At 69.5% G+C, this 18,422-nt stretch carries 17 protein-coding genes and 1 pseudogene; 9 read left to right on the forward strand and 9 right to left on the reverse strand.

What is annotated here, in order from left to right; translation table 11 throughout:
• Window positions 1-741 (reverse strand): hypothetical protein (locus BZY54_RS24980; protein WP_086727589.1); only part of this gene is annotated, 741 nt, incomplete at its 3' end.
• 262 nt (window positions 742-1,003) lie between these two features.
• Here BZY54_RS24980 and BZY54_RS24985 point away from each other — a divergent pair.
• Complete coding sequence (locus BZY54_RS24985; RefSeq protein WP_086727577.1) at window positions 1,004-1,843, forward strand: nuclease-related domain-containing protein; 840 nt, start codon at window positions 1,004-1,006, stop codon at window positions 1,841-1,843.
• 173 nt (window positions 1,844-2,016) lie between these two features.
• On the opposite strand, the gene ligD is transcribed toward BZY54_RS24985, so the two are convergent.
• The gene (gene ligD / locus BZY54_RS24990; RefSeq protein WP_086727578.1) at window positions 2,017-2,898 is read right to left on the reverse strand and encodes a non-homologous end-joining DNA ligase; all 882 of its coding nucleotides are present in this window, start codon (window positions 2,896-2,898) and stop codon (window positions 2,017-2,019) included.
• Window positions 2,899-2,960: 62 nt separating this feature from the next.
• Here ligD and ku point away from each other — a divergent pair, with 62 nt between their 5' ends.
• A complete protein-coding gene (ku, locus tag BZY54_RS24995) occupies window positions 2,961-4,031 on the forward strand; it encodes a non-homologous end joining protein Ku (RefSeq protein ID WP_086727590.1) in 1,071 nt (356 codons plus the stop codon).
• A gap of 221 nt (window positions 4,032-4,252) precedes the next feature.
• On the opposite strand, the gene BZY54_RS25000 is transcribed toward ku, so the two are convergent.
• Window positions 4,253-6,025, reverse strand: coding sequence for a beta-ketoacyl-[acyl-carrier-protein] synthase family protein (locus BZY54_RS25000; protein ID WP_244217319.1), 1,773 nt, complete (start codon window positions 6,023-6,025; stop codon window positions 4,253-4,255).
• 721 nt (window positions 6,026-6,746) lie between these two features.
• Between BZY54_RS25000 and BZY54_RS25005 the strand changes: the two genes are divergently transcribed.
• A complete protein-coding gene (locus BZY54_RS25005) occupies window positions 6,747-7,478 on the forward strand; it encodes a DUF7873 family protein (protein ID WP_086727591.1) in 732 nt (243 codons plus the stop codon).
• A gap of 500 nt (window positions 7,479-7,978) precedes the next feature.
• Here the strand turns inward: BZY54_RS25005 and BZY54_RS25010 are convergent, their stop codons facing one another.
• From BZY54_RS25010 to BZY54_RS25020, 3 genes are all read right to left on the reverse strand, one after another.
• Entirely contained in the window at window positions 7,979-8,314 is a 336-nt protein-coding gene (locus BZY54_RS25010) for a hypothetical protein (protein WP_086727580.1), read from the reverse strand.
• Window positions 8,311-8,775, reverse strand: a complete 465-nt coding sequence (locus BZY54_RS25015) for a hypothetical protein (protein ID WP_086727581.1) — start codon at window positions 8,773-8,775, stop codon at window positions 8,311-8,313. Before BZY54_RS25015 ends, BZY54_RS25010 begins: the two co-directional genes overlap by 4 nt.
• Before the next feature lie 249 nt (window positions 8,776-9,024).
• Window positions 9,025-9,843, reverse strand: a complete 819-nt coding sequence (locus BZY54_RS25020; protein WP_086727582.1) for a helix-turn-helix domain-containing protein — start codon at window positions 9,841-9,843, stop codon at window positions 9,025-9,027.
• A 131-nt stretch (window positions 9,844-9,974) separates the two neighbouring features.
• On the opposite strand from BZY54_RS25020, the gene BZY54_RS25025 reads away from it, so the two are divergent.
• Both BZY54_RS25025 and BZY54_RS25030 read left to right on the forward strand, forming a co-directional pair.
• A complete protein-coding gene (locus BZY54_RS25025) occupies window positions 9,975-10,397 on the forward strand; it encodes a nuclear transport factor 2 family protein (RefSeq protein WP_086727583.1) in 423 nt (140 codons plus the stop codon).
• 288 nt (window positions 10,398-10,685) lie between these two features.
• On the forward strand, window positions 10,686-11,144 hold the full coding sequence (locus tag BZY54_RS25030; RefSeq protein ID WP_086727592.1) for a hypothetical protein: 459 nt from the start codon (window positions 10,686-10,688) through the stop codon (window positions 11,142-11,144).
• A gap of 156 nt (window positions 11,145-11,300) precedes the next feature.
• Here BZY54_RS25030 and BZY54_RS25035 read toward each other — a convergent pair whose 3' ends face one another.
• Window positions 11,301-11,531, reverse strand: coding sequence for a DUF397 domain-containing protein (locus tag BZY54_RS25035; protein ID WP_086727584.1), 231 nt, complete (start codon window positions 11,529-11,531; stop codon window positions 11,301-11,303).
• A gap of 218 nt (window positions 11,532-11,749) precedes the next feature.
• Here BZY54_RS25035 and BZY54_RS25040 point away from each other — a divergent pair, with 218 nt between their 5' ends.
• Window positions 11,750-12,178 (forward strand): SMI1/KNR4 family protein, encoded by a 429-nt coding sequence (locus tag BZY54_RS25040; RefSeq protein ID WP_086727585.1) that lies wholly within the window; start codon window positions 11,750-11,752, stop codon window positions 12,176-12,178.
• Window positions 12,179-12,653: 475 nt separating this feature from the next.
• Here the strand turns inward: BZY54_RS25040 and BZY54_RS25045 are convergent, their stop codons facing one another.
• Together BZY54_RS25045 and BZY54_RS25050 are read right to left on the reverse strand one after the other, a co-directional pair.
• Complete coding sequence (locus BZY54_RS25045) at window positions 12,654-14,237, reverse strand: FMN-binding glutamate synthase family protein (protein ID WP_086727586.1); 1,584 nt, start codon at window positions 14,235-14,237, stop codon at window positions 12,654-12,656.
• Window positions 14,238-14,526: 289 nt separating this feature from the next.
• Window positions 14,527-15,288 carry a DUF3592 domain-containing protein gene (locus BZY54_RS25050; protein ID WP_143668111.1) on the reverse strand — a complete coding sequence of 254 codons (762 nt, stop codon included), beginning with the start codon at window positions 15,286-15,288 and terminating at the stop codon, window positions 14,527-14,529.
• Window positions 15,289-15,436: 148 nt separating this feature from the next.
• On the opposite strand from BZY54_RS25050, the pseudogene BZY54_RS49520 reads away from it, so the two are divergent.
• From BZY54_RS49520 to BZY54_RS25065, 3 genes and pseudogenes are all read left to right on the forward strand, one after another.
• Window positions 15,437-15,750 (forward strand): annotated as a pseudogene (locus BZY54_RS49520) (sigma-70 family RNA polymerase sigma factor); the annotation flags it as partial.
• A 323-nt stretch (window positions 15,751-16,073) separates the two neighbouring features.
• Window positions 16,074-16,586: a MarR family winged helix-turn-helix transcriptional regulator gene (locus BZY54_RS25060; protein ID WP_086727588.1), complete on the forward strand. Its 513-nt coding sequence runs from the start codon at window positions 16,074-16,076 to the stop codon at window positions 16,584-16,586.
• An 81-nt stretch (window positions 16,587-16,667) separates the two neighbouring features.
• On the forward strand, window positions 16,668-18,422 hold a 1,755-nt coding region (locus tag BZY54_RS25065; RefSeq protein ID WP_483025150.1), incomplete at its 3' end, for an MDR family MFS transporter.

Here is an 18,422-nt window from a genome sequence, read left to right on the forward strand (position 1 = left end):
GGTCGGCGTCGGCCGGGGGACAGGGGACGGCGAGGCGGTGGCCGCCGGGGTGTGCGCGCGGGTGGGCTTGTGCCGGCCCGTGCGCAGGAACTCGTCCCGCGAGAACACCATCGCCCGCTGATCCGGGTCCCAGGACCACGTCGTGCGGTACTCGTACCCGGAGATCCCGGCCGGAGAGCGGATGATCACGGCCCGCCCGGCCAGCTCCACGCCGATCACGGCGTCGTCGTTGGCGAAGACCTGCACGAGCCGGTGTCCCTCGAAGGTGTAGACGCGGACGGCCGTCTGGTTGGTCGGGTACAGCCGGAAACCCAGCGCCATGTCGTCCCGGCCGTCACCGGTGAGGTCACGGTAGTACGGCCGCATGACCGGACACAGCTTCCCCCGGTCCCCGCCCTTGCCACAGTCCGCCAGCCGGTCCGCCGTCTCGCGGTACGGCGCCTTCGCGTCCTTGTAGTCGTCCGGGTGCGCGGCGACCTCGGCCCGTACGACGGCCACCGGATCGACCTTGTGGATGTCGTCGCCGGGTGCCGTGACGCCCTTGACCGTCTCGATCTGCACCTCGTCGTACGGCCACGCCGGGCTGGCGGCCGGCCGCAGCGAGGGCCACAGCCGGGCCGGGCTGATCGCGGTCGGCGTGGGGCCCGCGGCCCGCAGGTCGCCCGCGTCACTGCAGCCCGCCGCCGTGGCCAGCACGAGGGCGACGAGGGCGGTGACGAGGGCGGGGCGTCTGCGGAACACTGCTCTCCGGTGGGATGAGGGCGGCTGACGAAACGGGGCCGGGCCGGCGGATCGGCGGCCCGGGCCGGGCCTCGTACACCTTATTCGTACGGAAGTCCTTTTTGTTCAGTGGCTCATTTCCCCGCCGGAGGCGGACCTGAGGCGCGGCAGCGCAGAGCGTACGCGCCGAAGGTAAAACGATTGTTCGGCCGGTTCTCCCCTTTCACCGGCTTCTTGCCCCGCGAGCGCCCCGCCTGTTCCATGGTCATAGGGGTGATGGTGCATGAGCGGACCACGTCGAGAGCCCGGCCGACCCGGCCCGGGCCGCCTGCGCGTCATACCGAGTTGGCGCCACGGCCAGGAACGGCTCTTCGTCTGCCATCCCGACGGGCGGAACGTCGCCTGGTACGACCGGGAGGCCGCCCGCGTCCACCTGCTCAGCGAGGACGAGCGGGAGGACGTGCTGGACGCTCTGGGCCCGTACCTGACCGGCCCGGTCGCGGTGGGCCCGCCCCCCGTACCGACCGCCGCCGATCTCGACCGGCTCAGCCTGCACCCGGACGACGACCTCGCGCCGAACCGACCCGGCGAGGCCCTGCTGATCGCCCTCGACCGGCACCCCGGCCACACCCACCTTCTCCGTCCGGATCCACGCCGCCGCGCGCTCATCGCCGAGCAGACGGTCGGTGACGTCCTCGACGGCCTGGACGGCGCCGGCTGGCGCACCCTGCACTCGATACCCCTGCCCGGCGGCGACCGCATCCACCACCTGGTGATCGGGCCCGGCGGCCTGTTCGCCGTCCACACCGTGTACGCCCGCAAGCAGCGGGTGCGGGTCGAGGACCCGATGGTCACGCTGGGCCGCCACGACCCGGAGCCCCTGCTCCGCCACGCCCGTGCCGCCGCCGACCGCGCCTCCTACGCCCTCACCGCCGAGGTCCAGCCCCTCCTGGCCCTCACGGCCCCGGCCGACCTGCGCGTCACGGCCGAGCCGAGGGGCGTCCGCATCCTCGACGAGCAGGACCTGGAGGGCCTGGCGAGGCTGGGCGGCGTCCTGAAACCGGCGGACGTGGAGGCCCTCCACGCGATGGCGAGGGACCGGCACACGTGGGGGAGGGTGTAGGCGGGGACGCAGAGGTGGCTGCCGGTGGGGTGCGATATGGCCGTGGGCAGGCGCGGCACGCTGCGGCGGTCGTGCCGACGTGGTTGCGGGCAGGCGCGGCACGCTGCGGGCGCAGGGGCGTCGCCGCCGTAGCCGTCACCCCCTCGAGCGGGGCGGGCGCAGGCCACCCACGCTCACGGCAACTGCGCGGCACGCCCAGGATCCAGCAGCGGCGCCAGCAGATCCCCGAAGTCCCGCACCCGCGGCGCGATGTCCTCCGCCCGGAACTCGAGCCGCCCCGCTTCCCGGCACTCGGCGACCTCCTCCCACGACACCGGCGCCGACACGGTCGGCGCCTCGCGCGCCCGCAGGGTGTAGGGCGTCGCGGTCGTCTTCCGGGCCGCGTTCTGGCTCCAGTCGACGAACACCTTCCCCGGCCGCAGACTGCGCGTCATCCGGTGCAGCACCAGCCGCGGCATGGCCTTCTCGGCCTCCACGGCCAGTGACTTCGCGTACTCCGAGGTGCGCTCGCTGGACGATCCGCGGACGGCGGCCAGCAGGTGCAGCCCCTTCGATCCCGAGGTCTTGGCGTAAGCCTCGATCCCGTCGGCCGCCAGTCGATCCCGCAGCCACAACGCCACCCCGCAGCAGTCCACCACGGTGGCCGGCGGCCCCGGATCGAGATCGAACACCAGCCGGTCGGCCTCGCCCGGGTCCTCGATCAGCCACTGGGGGGTGTGGAACTCGGTCACCAGATTGGCCGCCCACATCAGACTCGCGAGGTCCTGCACCAGGACCATCCGCGCCGGCCCCTCCGACCGGGGCACCTCCGCGGTCGTCACCCACGCGGGCGTACCCGGTGGCACGTTCTTGACGAAGAAGACCTGTCCGTCCGGGCCGTCCGGATACCGCAGGAAGGACAGCGGCCTGTCCCGGAGATGGGGGAGCAGCACCTCGGCGATCGTCGCGTAGTAGTGCAGCACCTCTGCCTTGGTGAACCCGGTCGCGGGATACAGCACCTTGTCCAGGTTGCTGAGCGTGAGCCGTCGCCCCTCCACCTCTGTGATCGGCGCCATACGATAAGAAAACCACGGAATCCGCGACAAACTGCCACAAGCCGATCCGGAAGGTGCTGCACGTGCGATCCATTTGGAACGGGGCCATCTCGTTCGGCCTGGTCAGCATCCCGATCAAGCTGGTGAACGCCACCGAGAGCCACACCATCTCCTTCCGCCAGATCCACACCGAGGACGGCGGCCGCATCCGCTATCGCAAGGTGTGCGAGCTGGAGGACCGCGAGGTCACGCAGTCGGAGATCGGCAAGGGCTACCAGGACGCGGACGGCACGATCATCCCGATCACCGACGAGGACCTCGCCCACCTGCCGCTCCCGACGGCGAGGACGATCGACATCGTGGCCTTCGTCCCGGCGGACCGGATCGACCCGCTCCAGATGGAGAACGCCTACTACCTGGCCGCCAGCGGCGCCCCCGCCGCCAAGCCGTACACGCTGCTGCGCGAGGCCCTCAAGCGGAGCCGGAAGGTGGCGATCGCGAAGTTCGCCCTGCGCGGCCGTGAGCGCCTGGGCATGCTGCGCGTGGTGGACGACGTCATCGCCATGCACGGCCTGCTCTGGCCGGACGAGATCCGCGCCCCCCAGGGCGTGGCCCCGGACGTCGACGTCACGGTCCGCGACAAGGAACTGGACCTCGCCGACGCCCTGATGGACACGCTCGGCGAGGTGGACCTGGCGGACCTGCACGACGAGTACCGCGAGGCCCTGGAGGAGGTCATCGCGGCCAAGGCCGCCGGCGAGGCACCCCCCGAGACGCCCGAGCCGGCCCCCGGCGGCAAGGTCCTCGACCTGATGGCGGCCCTGGAGAAGAGCGTCCGGGCGGCCAAGGAGTCCAGGGGAGAGGCAGTGGGAGCGGCGGAGGAGGCCGCCGAGGAGCCGGCGGAGGCCGAGGTCAGACACCTCCCGCGCCGCAAGGCCACCCGCGCCGCCCCCGAGAAGGCGCCCGCGAGGAAACAGGCGGCCTCCTCGGCGAAGAAGACGGCGGCGAAGAAGACCGCGTCCTCGGCGAAGAAGACGGCGTCCAAGTCCACCCGGCAGACGAAGAAGACGGCATCGACCGCCAAGTCGACGACCAAGTCGACGACGAAGAAGACGGCAGCGAAGAAGACGGCGGCACGCAAGCGCACGGCGTAGCCGGGTGGCTCCGGTGGCTTCGGCCGTCCCGTCCCGGCGGCCCCGGCCGTCTCTCCGTCCGGCCGCCGGCGGCCCCGACCGCCCCGCCACCCGCTCGGCCCGGTCCCGGTGGTCGCGGTGGCCTCAGTGGCCCCGGCGGCCTCGATTGTCCCGGTGGCCCCTGAGACCCAGTCGACCCCACCCGCCGGGCCACCCGGCAGGGGACCACCCCCATCCCAGCCCTACGCGACCCGTCGCAGCGCCAGTACGGCGTTGTGCCCGCCGAAGCCGAACGAGTTGCTGAGCACGAGGTCGCCGTTGCCCGGCAGCGCACGCGGCTCCCCGGTCACCACGTCGAGGGCGATCTCCTCGTCGAGCTCCGTGCACCCGACGGTCGGCGGCACGACCCCGTTGTGCAGGGTGAGCACGGCGGCAACGGCCTCGACACCGCCGGCGGCGCCCTGCAGATGCCCGAGGTGCCCCTTGAGCGCGGTGACGGGCACCCCGCCGCCCGCGCCCCCGCCCTGGCCGAGCACGGCCCGCAGGGCACCGGCCTCGGCGAGGTCGCCCTCCACCGTGGCGGTGGCGTGCGCGTTCACATGGACGACGTCGACGACATGCCCACCGGCGTCCCGCACCGCCCGCCGCAGCGCCAGCGCGACACCGCTGCCGGACGGGTCCGGCGCGGCCATGTGGTGGGCGTCGGCGGACAGCCCCCACCCGGCGGCCTCGCAGTAGATCCGGGCGCCACGGGCCCGGGCGTGCTCCTCGGCCTCGAGTACGAGCAGCCCGGCGCCCTCCGCGTTGACGAACCCGGCCCGGTCCTTGGCGAAGGGCCGCGAGGGCGTGGCGCCGTCCTCCAGCCCCAGATCGGACAGCGCGCGCATGGCGGCGAACGAGGCCATGATCGCCGGGGTGACCACCGCCTCGGCGCCACCGGCCAGGGCGACGTCGACGCGGCCGTACCGTATGCGGTCGATGGCCTCCCCGATGGCCTCGGTGCCGGAGGCGCAGGCGCTGGTCACGGTGCGGGCCTCACCGGTGATGTGCAGGTCGAGCGAGATCTGGGAGGCGGCCTGCGAGGGCACGGTCATGGGCGTGGTGAGCGGGGACACACCCCGGGGCCCCTTGTCCCGCAGCTTCCGGTCCCCGCCGACGAGCACGGAGGCGTCCCCGAGTATGGCCCCGAGGCTGACCCCGACCCGCTCGGGATCGAGCCCGCTCTCCCTGGTCCCGCCGGTGGCGAAGCCGGCGTCGCCCCAGGCCTCACGGGCGGCGAGCACCGCGAACTGAGCGGCCCGGTTCATCCGCCGCGCGGCGGCCCGGGACAGCATCATGCCGGGGTCCACGGGCACGACGCCCGCGATCCGCACGGGCAGCTCCTGGAACTCCTCCCCCTCCAACTCCCGTATCCCGTGACGTCCGTCGAGCAGTCCCCGCCAGAGCTCGTCCACGCCGACACCGAGCGGGGTGAGGGCTCCGAGCCCGGTCACGACGACCCGGCGCGGCCCGGCCCACGAGGCCTCGCGGGTCGGCCGCGAGTGGTGCCGTACGACGTATCCCGCCCGATCGGCGTCGGCGGCCCACCCGCGTACGACGTCGTCGGACACTTTCTCGCCGGCCCTGTCGTCGAGATCCCGGTGCCAGGCCCCCCAGCGCCGCTCGTACGTCACCTCGACACCCTCGGGGTCGACGGCACGCAGCCGGGTGACGCGGTCCCCGTCGTGGAACTCGACGGAGTCCAGCCGGGGCGAGGACACGGCCGGAACGGCCGCCACGTCCACCCGCCGGCCGGCGACGAACACCTGCTGTTCCCTGGCCAGGACCGCTTCGCGGTCGAGGCCTCCGAGCGGCGGCCGCAGCGTGACCCGAATCGTCTCGGGCGACTCCGGGAGGGTGTGCATCACGACACACCACTGCTGCCGTTCGGCTTCTTCCTGCGACAGGGCGAACAGATCGCCGGGAACCACCTCGCCGGCGGTAACTGCGTACGGATGGATGGGAACTTCAGGCATCTCGGACGAATTGGGCATATCGGTACTGCTTCCTGTGACCCGAGGTGTCGTTCGGCGGACCATCCAGAGTGAAAGGGACAAACGGCCGAAACACTGTGAGGGCGGACACGGGTCACGAACGAGGCGCCTGTACGAATACCCTCAATCCACCCGAACAGCCCTTGAGTTGACCGATCGATGCCGTGACGGGTGTGGGGGAGGTCACGGACCCTCTGTGCCTGCGCAGGAGCACGCTCGCCTCCGGTCGCACGGTAGGGGGTGATGTCGTGTGAGCTACGGCACGTCAGATGCGCGTGCCGGTGGTGGCTCCTGTGAGCGAGGTCTCAGGACGGACGGCCTTCCCGGACGGCGGCCACGGCGCACACCCCCACCGCTCGGCTACCGCGTCGACGAGCAGCAGCCCGCGCCCGCCCTCCGCCTCGGGAGCATCGGCGCACCCAGGCCGCGAATCGGCGGATGGAGATCTCCGGCCTCATGTCACTCAGCGTGGTCGCCCGGCTCTACCCTGACGGGGGGAGTCACGCCGTACGCACAGTTCCCGGAATCCGCCACTACCTCCGACACCACCCACGCACGAGACTCCAAGGCGCCGGCCCGAGCCCGACTCTCCTTCCCCCTCGCAGTGGACGGCGTTCTTGCGGTTCGTCGCCGGGCGCTGAGAAAAAGCAGGTGAGTGCGCCGCCCACGGGGGGCTACGGTTCGGGTGTTCGAAGGGGGAAACGTGGCGAAGCTCAATCAGATCATCGCCGTGGAAAAGGGTGTCAAGAGCAAGTCGCTGCAGGACATCACCGCGGCCCAGCACAAGGTGCAGAAGCCCGCGCTGCTCGCCGGTATCTCGCGCACGTACCAGCCGAAGGACGAGGAGGGCGAGCAACTGCCGCCCGAGTCCACGCGGGTGCAGCTCAAGGCCGAGGAGATCCTGCGCGACATGTCGGCGTCGCTGACGCGGCTGTTCGACGTGACCGCGACGAAGGACTGGGCGAACTGCACGGCACGCGCGGACGTGACGGTGGACGGCCGGACCGTCCTCGCGGAAGTCCCGGTCGGCTACCTCCTCTTCCTGGAGAAGCAGCTCACGGACCTGCACGCCTTCGTCAAGAAGCTCCCGGTCCTGGACGCGGCCGAATCCTGGGCACTGGACGCGTCGACGGACTGGTGGAAGACGGACCCGGTCCGCACGATCCGTACGAAGAAGGTCCCGCGCAACCACGTCAAGGCGGAGGCCACGGAAAAGCACCCGGCACAGGTCGAGGTGTACTACGAGGACGTGCCGATCGGTTACTGGACGACGGTGAAGTTCTCCGGCGCGCTGCCCGCGAGGCGGGTCAACGAGCTGCTGGAGCGGGTGGAGAAGCTCCAGCAGGCGGTGAAGTTCGCGCGCGAGGAGGCCAACGGGACGGAGGTCACCGACAAGCGAGTGGGTGACGCGGTGTTCGGCTACCTGTTCGCCTGAGAAGGGCCAGGGGTAGCCCCACGATCGCCCCCGCGTGCGAGCGCGGGGGTGCGCAACAGGCACGGACCGGATTGAGGACCGGTACGCGCCATGGGCGCAAGCTGAAACTGAGGTTCAGCCTGAATCACGCGGCCACGGCAAAGGTTCGTGACCGCGGTCAAACTCAGACTCTCGCTCCAGCTTCAGCATTCGCCGCCGATCGCCGGATCGACCGGGTACGGGCGACCGCCGCCGGGTGCGAGTTCGACTCTCGTCTGCACCTCTGCACGGTGCGGTAGTTCAATGGAAGAACACGACGGCCTGATGACTGATCCGTACTCTTAAACGCCACCGGCGTGTGCAATGGGGTGGCATCCCCAGGGGCCCGGGAGCTGGATACGTCTCCCGGGCCCCGCCACGCGCCCGGGAGGCGGAATAGTCTCCTGGGCCCCGCCGTGCGCCCGGCCGATGCCGCCCCACGTGCACGGCATACCAGCCCGCGCGGCGCTCCGCGAGCGCCGTCAGGCCGTCGCCCAGGTGATCAGCGCGTACGGCAGCAGCACGGCGGGCAGTGTCAGCAGCCATGGCCTGGGCGAACGCCCACGGCGGAGCGGGAGGAACACGTCGGCGAGCAGGACCAGCAGCAGGACGAACAGACCGCTGACGACGAGGACGAACAGGATCGGCCCGCTGTGGTCGATCTGCGGGTAGGTGCACCCGTCGAGGTCGGGCCGGTGGAGGTCGCTGAGCCGGCAGTGCCCGTTGGCGGCGTACCAGCGCGCACATGCGGCCACGAGGATCGCGGGCACCCCGATCAGCAGGTTGACCAGCAGCGGTGTGGCGTATCGGCGGATCATCCGGCCTTCTTCCGGGTGCCGAACTCGGTGACGTAGCCCGCCCCGATGACGAGCGCCAGAGCGGACAGCGCCAGAGCCAGGCTGGTTCCGTTCAGCCACGCGTAGGACGGGTCGCTGGAGTAGGTGGTCCCGTCGTCGAGAACGCAGTCGAAGCGCAGGGGGAGATACGAGGGCCGGTGGTGGGACAGGCGCTGGACGGTCTCCCGGGGGAAACCGTCCCGGCAGGCGGGTGCCGGTATCGAGTCCGCGCCGTTGCCGAACTCGTGCTCGGACAGGGCGACGACGAAGAACCCCCACGCATAGACCGCCGCCGCGGCGGAACCGGTCATCAAGGCACCCCGCTGCATCAGGGGCACCGCCCATGGCTGTGGCCTGCCCGGAAGGGCGATGGAGAGGACTCCGCACAGGGCGATCAGCGCGCCGACGGCGCACACCACGGAGACGGCGAAACCGACGAGCACGACCCCACCTCCTTGTGCGACAAGCACACCAGGACGGTGATCGACAAGCTGTGACGTGGGTCACTGATTGCGTCACAGCAGTGTCACGGGATCTCGCCCGGAGAGTGAGCGGCCGACCACCGGCCGAGGGTGCTGCCGACCACCGGCCGACCGAGGGCCGAACGAGGTTCGGACGAGCGACTGGAAGGGCCCCTGCTCGTGGCAACCCTCTCCCGACCCTCACGAAGCATCGCCGCACCGGCGCGGCGATCAGCGGACGGCGCCGACGCTCCGGGACGAACTGCCTGCCGGGGCAGGGGACATGACCCGCAGCAGCTCCGCCGTGGCGGCGTCGGCGGGGAAGAACGTCTCGATGGCGATCTCGTCCAGGGTCACGTCCCGAGGGAAACCGAAGACCGTGGTCGTGTAGAGAAGACTGAGGTCACCGTGGTCCGTGGAGAGCAGCATGGGGACGACCAGATCGCCGACGCCTTCCTGGTCGGTGTGGTCCTCGGGCACGGGATAGGACTCGATCTCGGCGAGCAGGGCCGCCAGGCCCTCCACGGCACCGCGGGAGAGCTGCCGCCGGACGCGGCGCAGGACGTGCGAGCGCCACTGGCCGAGGTTGCGGATACGCCGGGACAGGCCCTCCGGATGCAGGGTGGCCCTCAGGACGTTGATCGGAGGCCTGCACAACGCGGGCGGCAGGTCGGCCAGGAACACCATGGCAGCGGCGTTGGCGGTCAGCAGATCCCACCGCGCGTTCACCGCCAGCGCCGGATTGGGCTCGTGGCCGGCGAGAACGGCGGCGACGGCGGAACGGGCAGCGCCGAGATCGTCGAGCGACCGTTCGCGGTGCACCGGCGCGAAACCGGCGGCCAAATACAGGGAGTTGCGTTCCCGCAGCGGCACATCGAGTTCCTCGCACAGCCGCTCGATCATGTTCCGGCTCGGGGTGGCACGCCCCGTCTCGATGTAGCTCAGGTGCCGCGTGGAGAGGTTGGCTGCCAGCGCCACGTCCAGCTGCGAGCGGCGGCGCTGTTCCCGCCAGCGTCGTACCAGCGACCCGACCGGTTCCGTGGTGACCATGCTCCGAGGCTGACGGACCGCTGGCGGAACGGCAATAACCTCGCGGGTTATCGACACGCGACGGCCACGGCGCGCAGTGTCTCGGGGTGCGGCCAGGCTGCACCGGGCCACCGAGACGAACGGAGCCGACCATGACCGAGACCGAGACCGAGACCGCCGACGCAACCACCGCGCAGCACGGGGCGACCGTCGAGCGCTACGTACGCTTCTGGAACGCCGAGACACCCGAGGAGCAACAGCGCCTCGCCTCGGCCACCTTCACCGACGAGGTCCAGTACTACGCCCCGATCGGCGTCCTCAGTGGCCCGCCCGCCCTGATCGGCTTCCGCGAGCAGTTCGGGCAGCACATGGGCAAGGTCGCCTTCAACCCCCGGCAGGAACCGCAGATACACCACGAGCGCGCCCGGCTGATGTGGGAGATCGACAACGGCGGGACGAGGCCGTTCGCCACCGGAACGGACATCATGACCTTCGCCCCGAACGGTCGCATCACCACGATCACCACCTTCCTCGACCAGCCCCCGGAGGGCTTCGACCCGAACGCTCACCACTAGCCCCGCACGTGATCAAGGCCCCTGGGATCCTTCAGGGGCCTTGATCGAACTGATCGAACTGGTCGAACTGGTCGAACTGGTCGAACTGTTCGGGCTGTTCGGGCTGGTCCGGCTGGGGAAGGCGTGTGCACAGGTGAAGGGTGTGCAGTGACTGAGGGTAGGCGCGCATACCGCCGTGGTCCGGGGCTCGGTCGACCGTCCGAGTCCGTCACTGACAGGGCGGGGCGCGCATCGGGCGGCATCGGCGTGGGCACGTTCCCCTTCAGGCCGGACCCGGTGGAGGCTCTGATGCAGATCACCTCGTTGCCGCACATCGACGAGCACACGACGGACATCGCAGCGGAAGCCGACGCTGTGTGGCGCAGCCTGGGCGAAGAGCTGGACCAGTCCTTCTCACGTCGCGGAGCGGCGGGCTACGCGAGACTGGTCGGAGCGGCCGACTGCACGCCAGCCGGACCGCGGCCTCTGGCTGTCGGTTCGACGTTCCCCGGCTTCAGGGTCGTCGCCGCGATTCCGGGTCAGAAACTGGTCCTCCGGGGCCGGCATCGCTTCTCGACCTATGCCCTGATCTTTCGACTCGATCCCAACGGCCCAGGCCGATCACAGCTACGCGCCGAAAGCCGAGCCGCCTTCCCCGGCCTGGCCGGCGGCGTCTACCGATGGCTCGTCATAGGAACAGGCGGCCACGAGGTCGGCATGCGACGCCTGCTCTCGGCAATCCGCCGCCGCTGCGAGTGCCGTACTTGAACGCGTTACATCGTTCAGCCATTGGGACCCCGGCCACTTCCTGCTCGAGCACCATGAACTGTGGCTCCCTCAGCTTGAGCCAAGAGGTGTTCCCATACCTGGTGCCACCGCTGCACGGACCGCCGCTCCGCAGTAACCCACACCTTTCAAAGTCCTCTAGCCGAATTCGCCGTCACACACGCCCCGTCGGAACGCCGCCCACTCCTCTGCGGTGAATCTCAGCGGCGGCAGTTCCTTGTTGTGCGAATCGCGCACCGCAACCGCTCCACCGCCGAGGTCTGCGACCTCCACACACGTCTTCGTCCACCTGTTGGTGTAGCTGCTGCTGACCCAGGACGCATCAGTCAAGTCCATTGCGTACAGCTCAGCCTTTGCTGCGTCCGCCATGGGATCTCCTGTTGATATCGGACCGGACGTTCTCTTTTCAGCATCCCTCCGATGGCCCAGATGTGCATCTCGCCCTTCTGCCCGAGGAGCTGTTGCGCGAATACGAGTGATCGCGGAAGACGCTGAAGGACCGCCTCTTGGCTACCCATGGGGCTCCTCGGCCATCACCTGATGGCCCCCGGCCTCTTGCCGGTTTGCTGTTTGGGAGACTCCGGGGCATGTGGCGCGAACTGATTCTGGACCTGGCTCCTGACGCCGATCTCGGTGCCCCCGTCGACGAGATCTCCTTGACCACGGGGGAACAGGCACTGGGGCAGCGGCTTCCCTCCGACCTTGTCGCGTTGCTCCGGGAGTGCAATGGGGTGGCTCATGACGGGGTCGATGTCGTCTGGAGCGCTGATCAGATCGCAAGGGACAACGCTGCGTTCAGAAGCTCTCCGGACTTCGCCGACCTGTACATGCCCTTCGAACCGCTGATGTTCTTCGGCGACAACGCCGGCGGGGACCTGTTCGCTTTCGTGCGCACTCCCGAGCGGGGTGAAGTCTTCGTCTGGGACCACGAGACCGACAGCCGGTTCATGGTCGCAGGCGGGCTGCGCCAGTACCTGGAGCGGGCTCTGCAGGAGAGTGGGGACTGGTACCGCTAGGCGTCGGCCCCTGGCACCTGTCCAGGGGCCTTCGCGTTTGCCGGGGCTGACCTGGGAAGGCGCACTTTCGGGCGGCGGTTGCCAGTTCTACTGGAGGAAGGTTCGTGAGGGGAGCGTGGAGGCAACGTACGCGGTTCGCCCCTCGGCGGCAGCGGGGTTCCTGGCCGCTCAGCTCGGCGAGTGACTTCACCGCCCGTGATCCCGGGTTCGCCGGCCCTGTGGTGAGTGTCGGACCTGGCCGCGATGGCGTTCGCCACACTCAGCGGCGGCACGATCGGGATCAGCCTGAGATGGCGGCGGATTCCAGGGGCCTCGCTGTGTTCCGCACTGCCTCAAGACGGTTCGGCGCGTCGCTGGCGTGGACGGGGTGCTGTTCCAGCTGTGGTGCCACGACAGGAATTCGGGCAGGCGCAGCCGACGGTGGGCGTAGCGTCCGCCATCAACAGCGCGCCCCCCGAATCCGTCTACAGGCCTGTCAGACAGTGAAACTCTCGGGATCAGCGGCCTTCCAGTCCGCTGCCCAGGCCTCGGGCGGCTCGATCAGCAACTGGCCAGGGGTCAGCCAGTCGTAGAGCTCCGCGTAGGAGCGGACGGTGACCGGGTCCACGCGTCGACGCAGCATGTTCGGGCGGAGTTCGGCGGGTTCGCTCACGCCGAGCGAGGCGATGATCTGCAGCGCGCTGTTCACCGTGGCGGACTGGAAGCGGTGCACCCGAGCCGACTTGTCGTCGACATCCAGTGCGCGTGAGCGGCGCGGGTCTTGAGTGGCGACCCCGGCGGGGCAGGTGTTGGTGTGGCAGCTCTGCGCCTGGATGCATCCGATCGCGAACATCATGGCGCGTGCCGCGTTGGTGAAGTCGGCGCCTTGCAGCATGCGCTTGACGATGTCGGCTCCGGTGGCCACCTTGCCGCTGGCGCCGATCTTGATGCGGTCCCGCAGTCCGGCGCCGACCAGGGCGTTGTGGACGGTGATCAGTCCCTCGGTGAGCGGACTGCCCAGGTGGTCGGCGAACTCCAGCGGGGCGGCTCCGGTGCCGCCCTCCGCTCCGTCGACGATGATGAAGTCCGGAGCGGTGCCCTCTTCGATCATGGCCTTGCACACCGCCAGGAATTCCCGCCGGGAGCCCACACACAGCTTGAAGCCGACCGGCTTGCCACCGGACAGCTCGCGCATTTCGGCGATGAACCGGATCAGTTCCCGAGGCGTGTCGAAGACCTGGTGGTAGGGGGGCGAGATGACGGTCTTCCCCTCGGGAACCTCGCGTACCCGGGCTATCTCGGCGGTGACCTTCTCTCCGGGCAGTACCCCTCCGATACCGGGCTTGGCTCCCTGCGACAGCTTCAGTGACACGCATTTCACGTTGTCGTGAGCGGCCTTGGCGGCGAACCGCGCGCGATCGAAACCGCCGTCCGCGGTGCGGCAACCGAAGTATCCGGTGCCGATCTCCCACACCAGGTCACCACCGTGGCGCAGGTGGTACTCCGACATGCCGCCCTCGCCGGTGTCGTGAGCGAAGCCTCCGAGGGCGGCCCCTCGGTTCAGGGCGAGGACGGCGTTGGCGGAGAGCGAACCGAAGCTCATGGCCGAGACGTTGAGCAACGCCATGTCGTAGGGCTTGGTGCAGTCCGGCCCGCCGATGCGGACCCGCGGCTGCTCCGTCGGCACCGGGCGCGGCCTCATCGACGATTCGAAGTATTCGTAACCTTCGGCGTAGACGTTCCGCTCCGTGCCGAACGCGATCTCAGCTTCGGTTCCCTTGGCGCGCTGGTAGACAAGGCTGCGCACATCCCGGTCGAACGGACGGCCATCGTAATTGCGCTCAATGAAATACTGCTGCAACTCCGGACGGATCGACTCCAGCATGAAACGGATGTGTCCCAGCACCGGGTAGTTACGCAGGACGGAATGGCGCTTTTGAAGCAGATCATAAGTGCCGACCCCGGCTATCCCCGCGCACAACAAGGCGACCAGCCACCACCAAGGCGACACAGTCAACGCCGTGACGCCGAAGGAAATGGCGAGAGCTCCAATGAATACGATCACTGCAATTCTGATCATGCGGGGGAACGTACATCCTCCGCAGTGCGCGTCACAAGCGCCGGCAACAGCGTTGAGGTCCTGCTGACCCGTTACGTGAAGTGCCTCGACGGACGGCAGGACGTCGCCGACCGGCGTATCGAGGACCTGCTTCGCGAGTACGGCTGACGCGGCCTGCACGTGTCCGAGGCCCCTGGTGTCCCGTCCAGGGGTCTCGTCGTCCCCGGGCCTCATCACTGCGTGGTGGTCTGTCGGGTCGGCAGGGCTGGGCTGAAGCGTCGAGGCGTGATCACGAGTTGTGTCGGGACGTTCAGGCCCCGGGACGATGGGTGCCCGGCACCTCGTCTGGTCCCGTTTGCCGCTTGGTACGGAGCACTTCCCTGGTGGTCCCCACCAGAAAGCCCGCCGCGAGCAGCCCTGCCACGATCGCACCCTGCAGAATTCCGTCGGCCTCATGTCCGTCGAGGTACGTGACATGACGGACCTCGGTGGGGCGCGCCGGGTTGTACACGACGGGTATGTTCACTCCCGGCTTGGCATCGTCTGCTGAGCTGGGCACGATATCGACATCCGCGCGCACGGGGCCGGACGGTGTGCCGAAATACACGGTCACGGAGGTCGCCCAGCCTTCCTCCGACCGGCTGGTGATCTCGACCACGGTTGCGTCGATCCTGCGGCCATGGTCCCGGAGGTTCGCCAGCGCCTGGTATTCCTGACCAGCTCCCCAGCCCATGAAGCCGGCGAAGGTGGCGAACATCAGAAAACCCCCGCCAATCAATCGGACTTTGGCCCAGCGGGGGGCCACCAGCCACGATTCCGGACCGAGCCGCAGCAGCCCGGCCACGAGGCGGCCCGGCGAAGGCATGGCCCAGCCTCGGTGGCGTACCAGCCTGTAGATGCCGTCCGCTGCAGCCAGTGCCACCGCCCAGCCGAGAAGATAGAGCCACACGGGCCCAAACGGTCCGAACGCCATCCACACCACGAAGGCCAAGACGACCGCCAGTGCTCTCCACCCAAAAGGAGAGCCGTACTCATCCGGGTCGCCGCTCAGCAAGGACTTGCGCTCATCCACCTGCGCCTCCACTCCCCGTTACGAGATGAGACTCACCGGCTGCCGCGCTGGTTGCAGTGGCGCCTGGTGGGCCCATGCTCGAGGGGTCCTGTCCAGAGCCCTCGTCCGATTCCCGGCTTCACCTGCGCCGATGCCTCAAGATCACGTGACCGTCGGTGAACTCGCCGCGGTCCTGGGCGTGTCGGAGGAGGACGTCGTCGACGGCCTCGCGGTCGGCACCGCCTGCACGGGCGGACAGCCTCGGCTACGAGGACGTGGCGCTGGAGGGCGTGGAGTACCGGGAGTCGCTCAAGCCGCTGCTGGCCGAGCTGCCGCTCCGGGAGCGCCGGATCATCATGTTGCGCTTTCTTCGCCAATATCTCCCAGTCGCAGATCGGCGAGGAGGTCGGCATCTCGTAGATGCACGTCTCCCGGCTGCTGACCCGGACCCTGGCCCAGCTGGGGGAGGGCTTGATCTCGGACCGACCCCGGGCTCCGCCCCTGCCTGGGTGCCCTTCGAGCACCACGTCCCTGGGCAGGCCCCCCGGGTGACGGCATCTCACGGCCGCGGACCGCTCTCACGCACGGACCGGCGGCCGCCTTGGTGTGACGCGTCTACTCGAACGCCAGCCAGGCGACCGCCGCGGCGACCGGCTTGGGGGAGGTATCCGAGTCGGGATGACCAGCCCGGTTTACAGTCGCAATGCTTGCCTTTGCCAAGTTTTTGCGCCGCCGACCTCTGATTTGTTTAGCTGTAGCAACCAACCGCTTCTATAGTTGCTCCAAGCAACGATTACGGAGGTGCGATGGCCGAGCAGGCGCAGTACGAAGAGCTGGTGCGCCAGCTCAGCGCCATCGGAGCCGTGAAAAGGGACCTGGGGCGGATCCTGCCGCCCGACTGCCCGGCCGGCTCGGCCGCCGTACTGACGCTCCTCGGCCGCCACGGCGACATGCGCATGAGCAAGCTCGCCGAACTGCTCGCCGTGGACATGTCCGTCACCAGCCGGCACGTCGCCCACGTCGCCGGACGCGGCTGGATCGAGCGGCTGCCGGACCCGGCGGACAAACGTTCACGCATCCTGCATCTGACGCCCGCCGGCCTCGACCGGCTCGACGACCTGTCCCGGCGGACCACCCACCTGCTCGCCCAGCGGCTCTGCGACTGGACCGACGACGAGGTCGGACAGCTCATCAAGCTGATGACCCGCCTGCGCGACAGCTTCGGCGACTGCCGGTCCCACCCGGCCCGGATCCCCGCGCCCGCGGCCGCACCCGTAGTCGAAGAGACCACCCGTACACCCGCAGACACACGTAAGTAAAGGAAGCCCATGGCAACGACCACACCAGCCGGTGTGCGGGCTCACGCCAAGCACGGGGGAGGCTCCCCGGACGGCGCTCCGATGGGGCACCGGCAGATCATGGAGGCGCTCTCCGGGCTGCTGCTCGGACTGTTCGCCGCCATTCTGTCCTCGACGATCGTCACCAACGCACTGCCGTCGATCATCAAGGACCTCGGCGGCGGCCAGTCGGCCTACACCTGGGTCGTCACCGCGGCGCTGCTCGCCATGACGGCCTCCGTCCCCCTGTGGGGCAAGCTCTCCGACCAGCTCAGCAAGAAGGCGCTCATCCAGATAGCCCTGGGCATCTACGTCGTCGGTTCGGTCATCGCCGGCCTCGCGCAGAACCCCGCGATGCTGATCACCGCGCGTGTGGTGCAGGGCCTGGGCGGCGGAGGTCTGTCCGCCCTGGTACAGGTCATCCTGGCCGCGATGATCGCGCCGCGTCAGCGCGGCCGGTACTCCGGCTACACCGGCGCGACGTTCGCGGTCGCGACCGTCGGCGGCCCGCTGCTCGGTGGTGTCATCACCGACACCAGCTGGCTGGGCTGGCGCTACTGCCTCTTCGTCGGTATCCCCTTCGCCCTGATCGCCCTGGTGGTGCTGCAGAAGACCCTGCACCTGCCGGTCGCCAAGCGCGAAACCAAGATCGACTGGACCGGTGCCTTCTTCATCACCGCCGCGGCCTCCCTGCTGCTGCTCTGGGTGACCTTCGCGGACGACAAGTACCACTGGCTGTCGTGGCAGACGTACACGATGGTGGGCGGCACGATCGTGCTGGCGCTGCTGTTCGTGTTCACGGAGACCAAGGCCAGCGCGCCGATCATCCCGCTGCGCCTGTTCCGCAACCGCACCATCGCGCTGGCGTCGGCCGCGTCGCTGTTCGTCGGTGTGGGCATGTACGCGGGCACCGTGTTCTTCTCGCAGTACTTCCAGCTCGCCCGGGACAAGTCCCCGACCATGTCGGGTGTCATGACGATCCCGATGATCAGCGGCCTGTTCGTCGCCTCCATGGTCTCCGGCCAGATCATCAGCCGCACCGGCCGGTGGAAGGGCTGGCTGGTGGCGGGCGGCGCCTGCCTGACCGCGGGTCTGGGCCTGCTCGGCAGCATGCGCTACGACACCCCGTACTGGCACGTGGCCGTCTTCATGGCGCTGCTCGGCGTCGGCGTCGGCATGACGATGCAGAACCTGGTGCTGTCCACGCAGAACCAGGTCGCCCCGCAGGACCTGGGCGCCGCGTCCTCGACGGTCAGCTTCTTCCGAACCCTCGGCGGTGCGGTCGGCGTCGGTGTGCTCGGCTCGGTGATGTCCACCCGGATCACGCACCACGCCAAGGACACCATCATGTCCCTGAGCCCGCAGGCGCGGGCCGCCGCGGGCAAGGCGATGAGCTCCAGCGGCGAGCTGCCCGACATGAACGCACTGCCGCACGCCGTGCGTACCTGGCTCGAGGGCGCCTACGGCCACGGCATCGCCGACGCCTTCCTCTACGGCGCGCCGTGCGCGTTCGTCGCCTTCCTGTTCATGCTGTTCATCAAGGAGGTCCCGTTGCGTACCACCGGTGCCCTGGCCCAGGCGGCGCAGCAGCAGAACCCCGGCGAGGCTCCCGCACCGGTCGAGGCTCCCGCCCAGGTCCCGACCGCCGAGGCCGCCCCCACCGCCGCTGCGACTCCCGTCGAGGAGAAGACGCCGAGCTGGGCCACGACGGCCGATGTGTTCGAGCCGGCCGCGCAGAGCACGCAGCGACTCGCCGCCGTGGCGACCCTGGACCGCGACGAGCCCGCGCAGAACAGTGGCGGCGGGGTCCCGGTGCGC

Origin of the sequence: Streptomyces carpinensis (assembly GCF_002154505.1) — a bacterium.
Taxonomy (GTDB): Bacteria; Actinomycetota; Actinomycetes; order Streptomycetales; family Streptomycetaceae; genus Streptomyces; species Streptomyces carpinensis.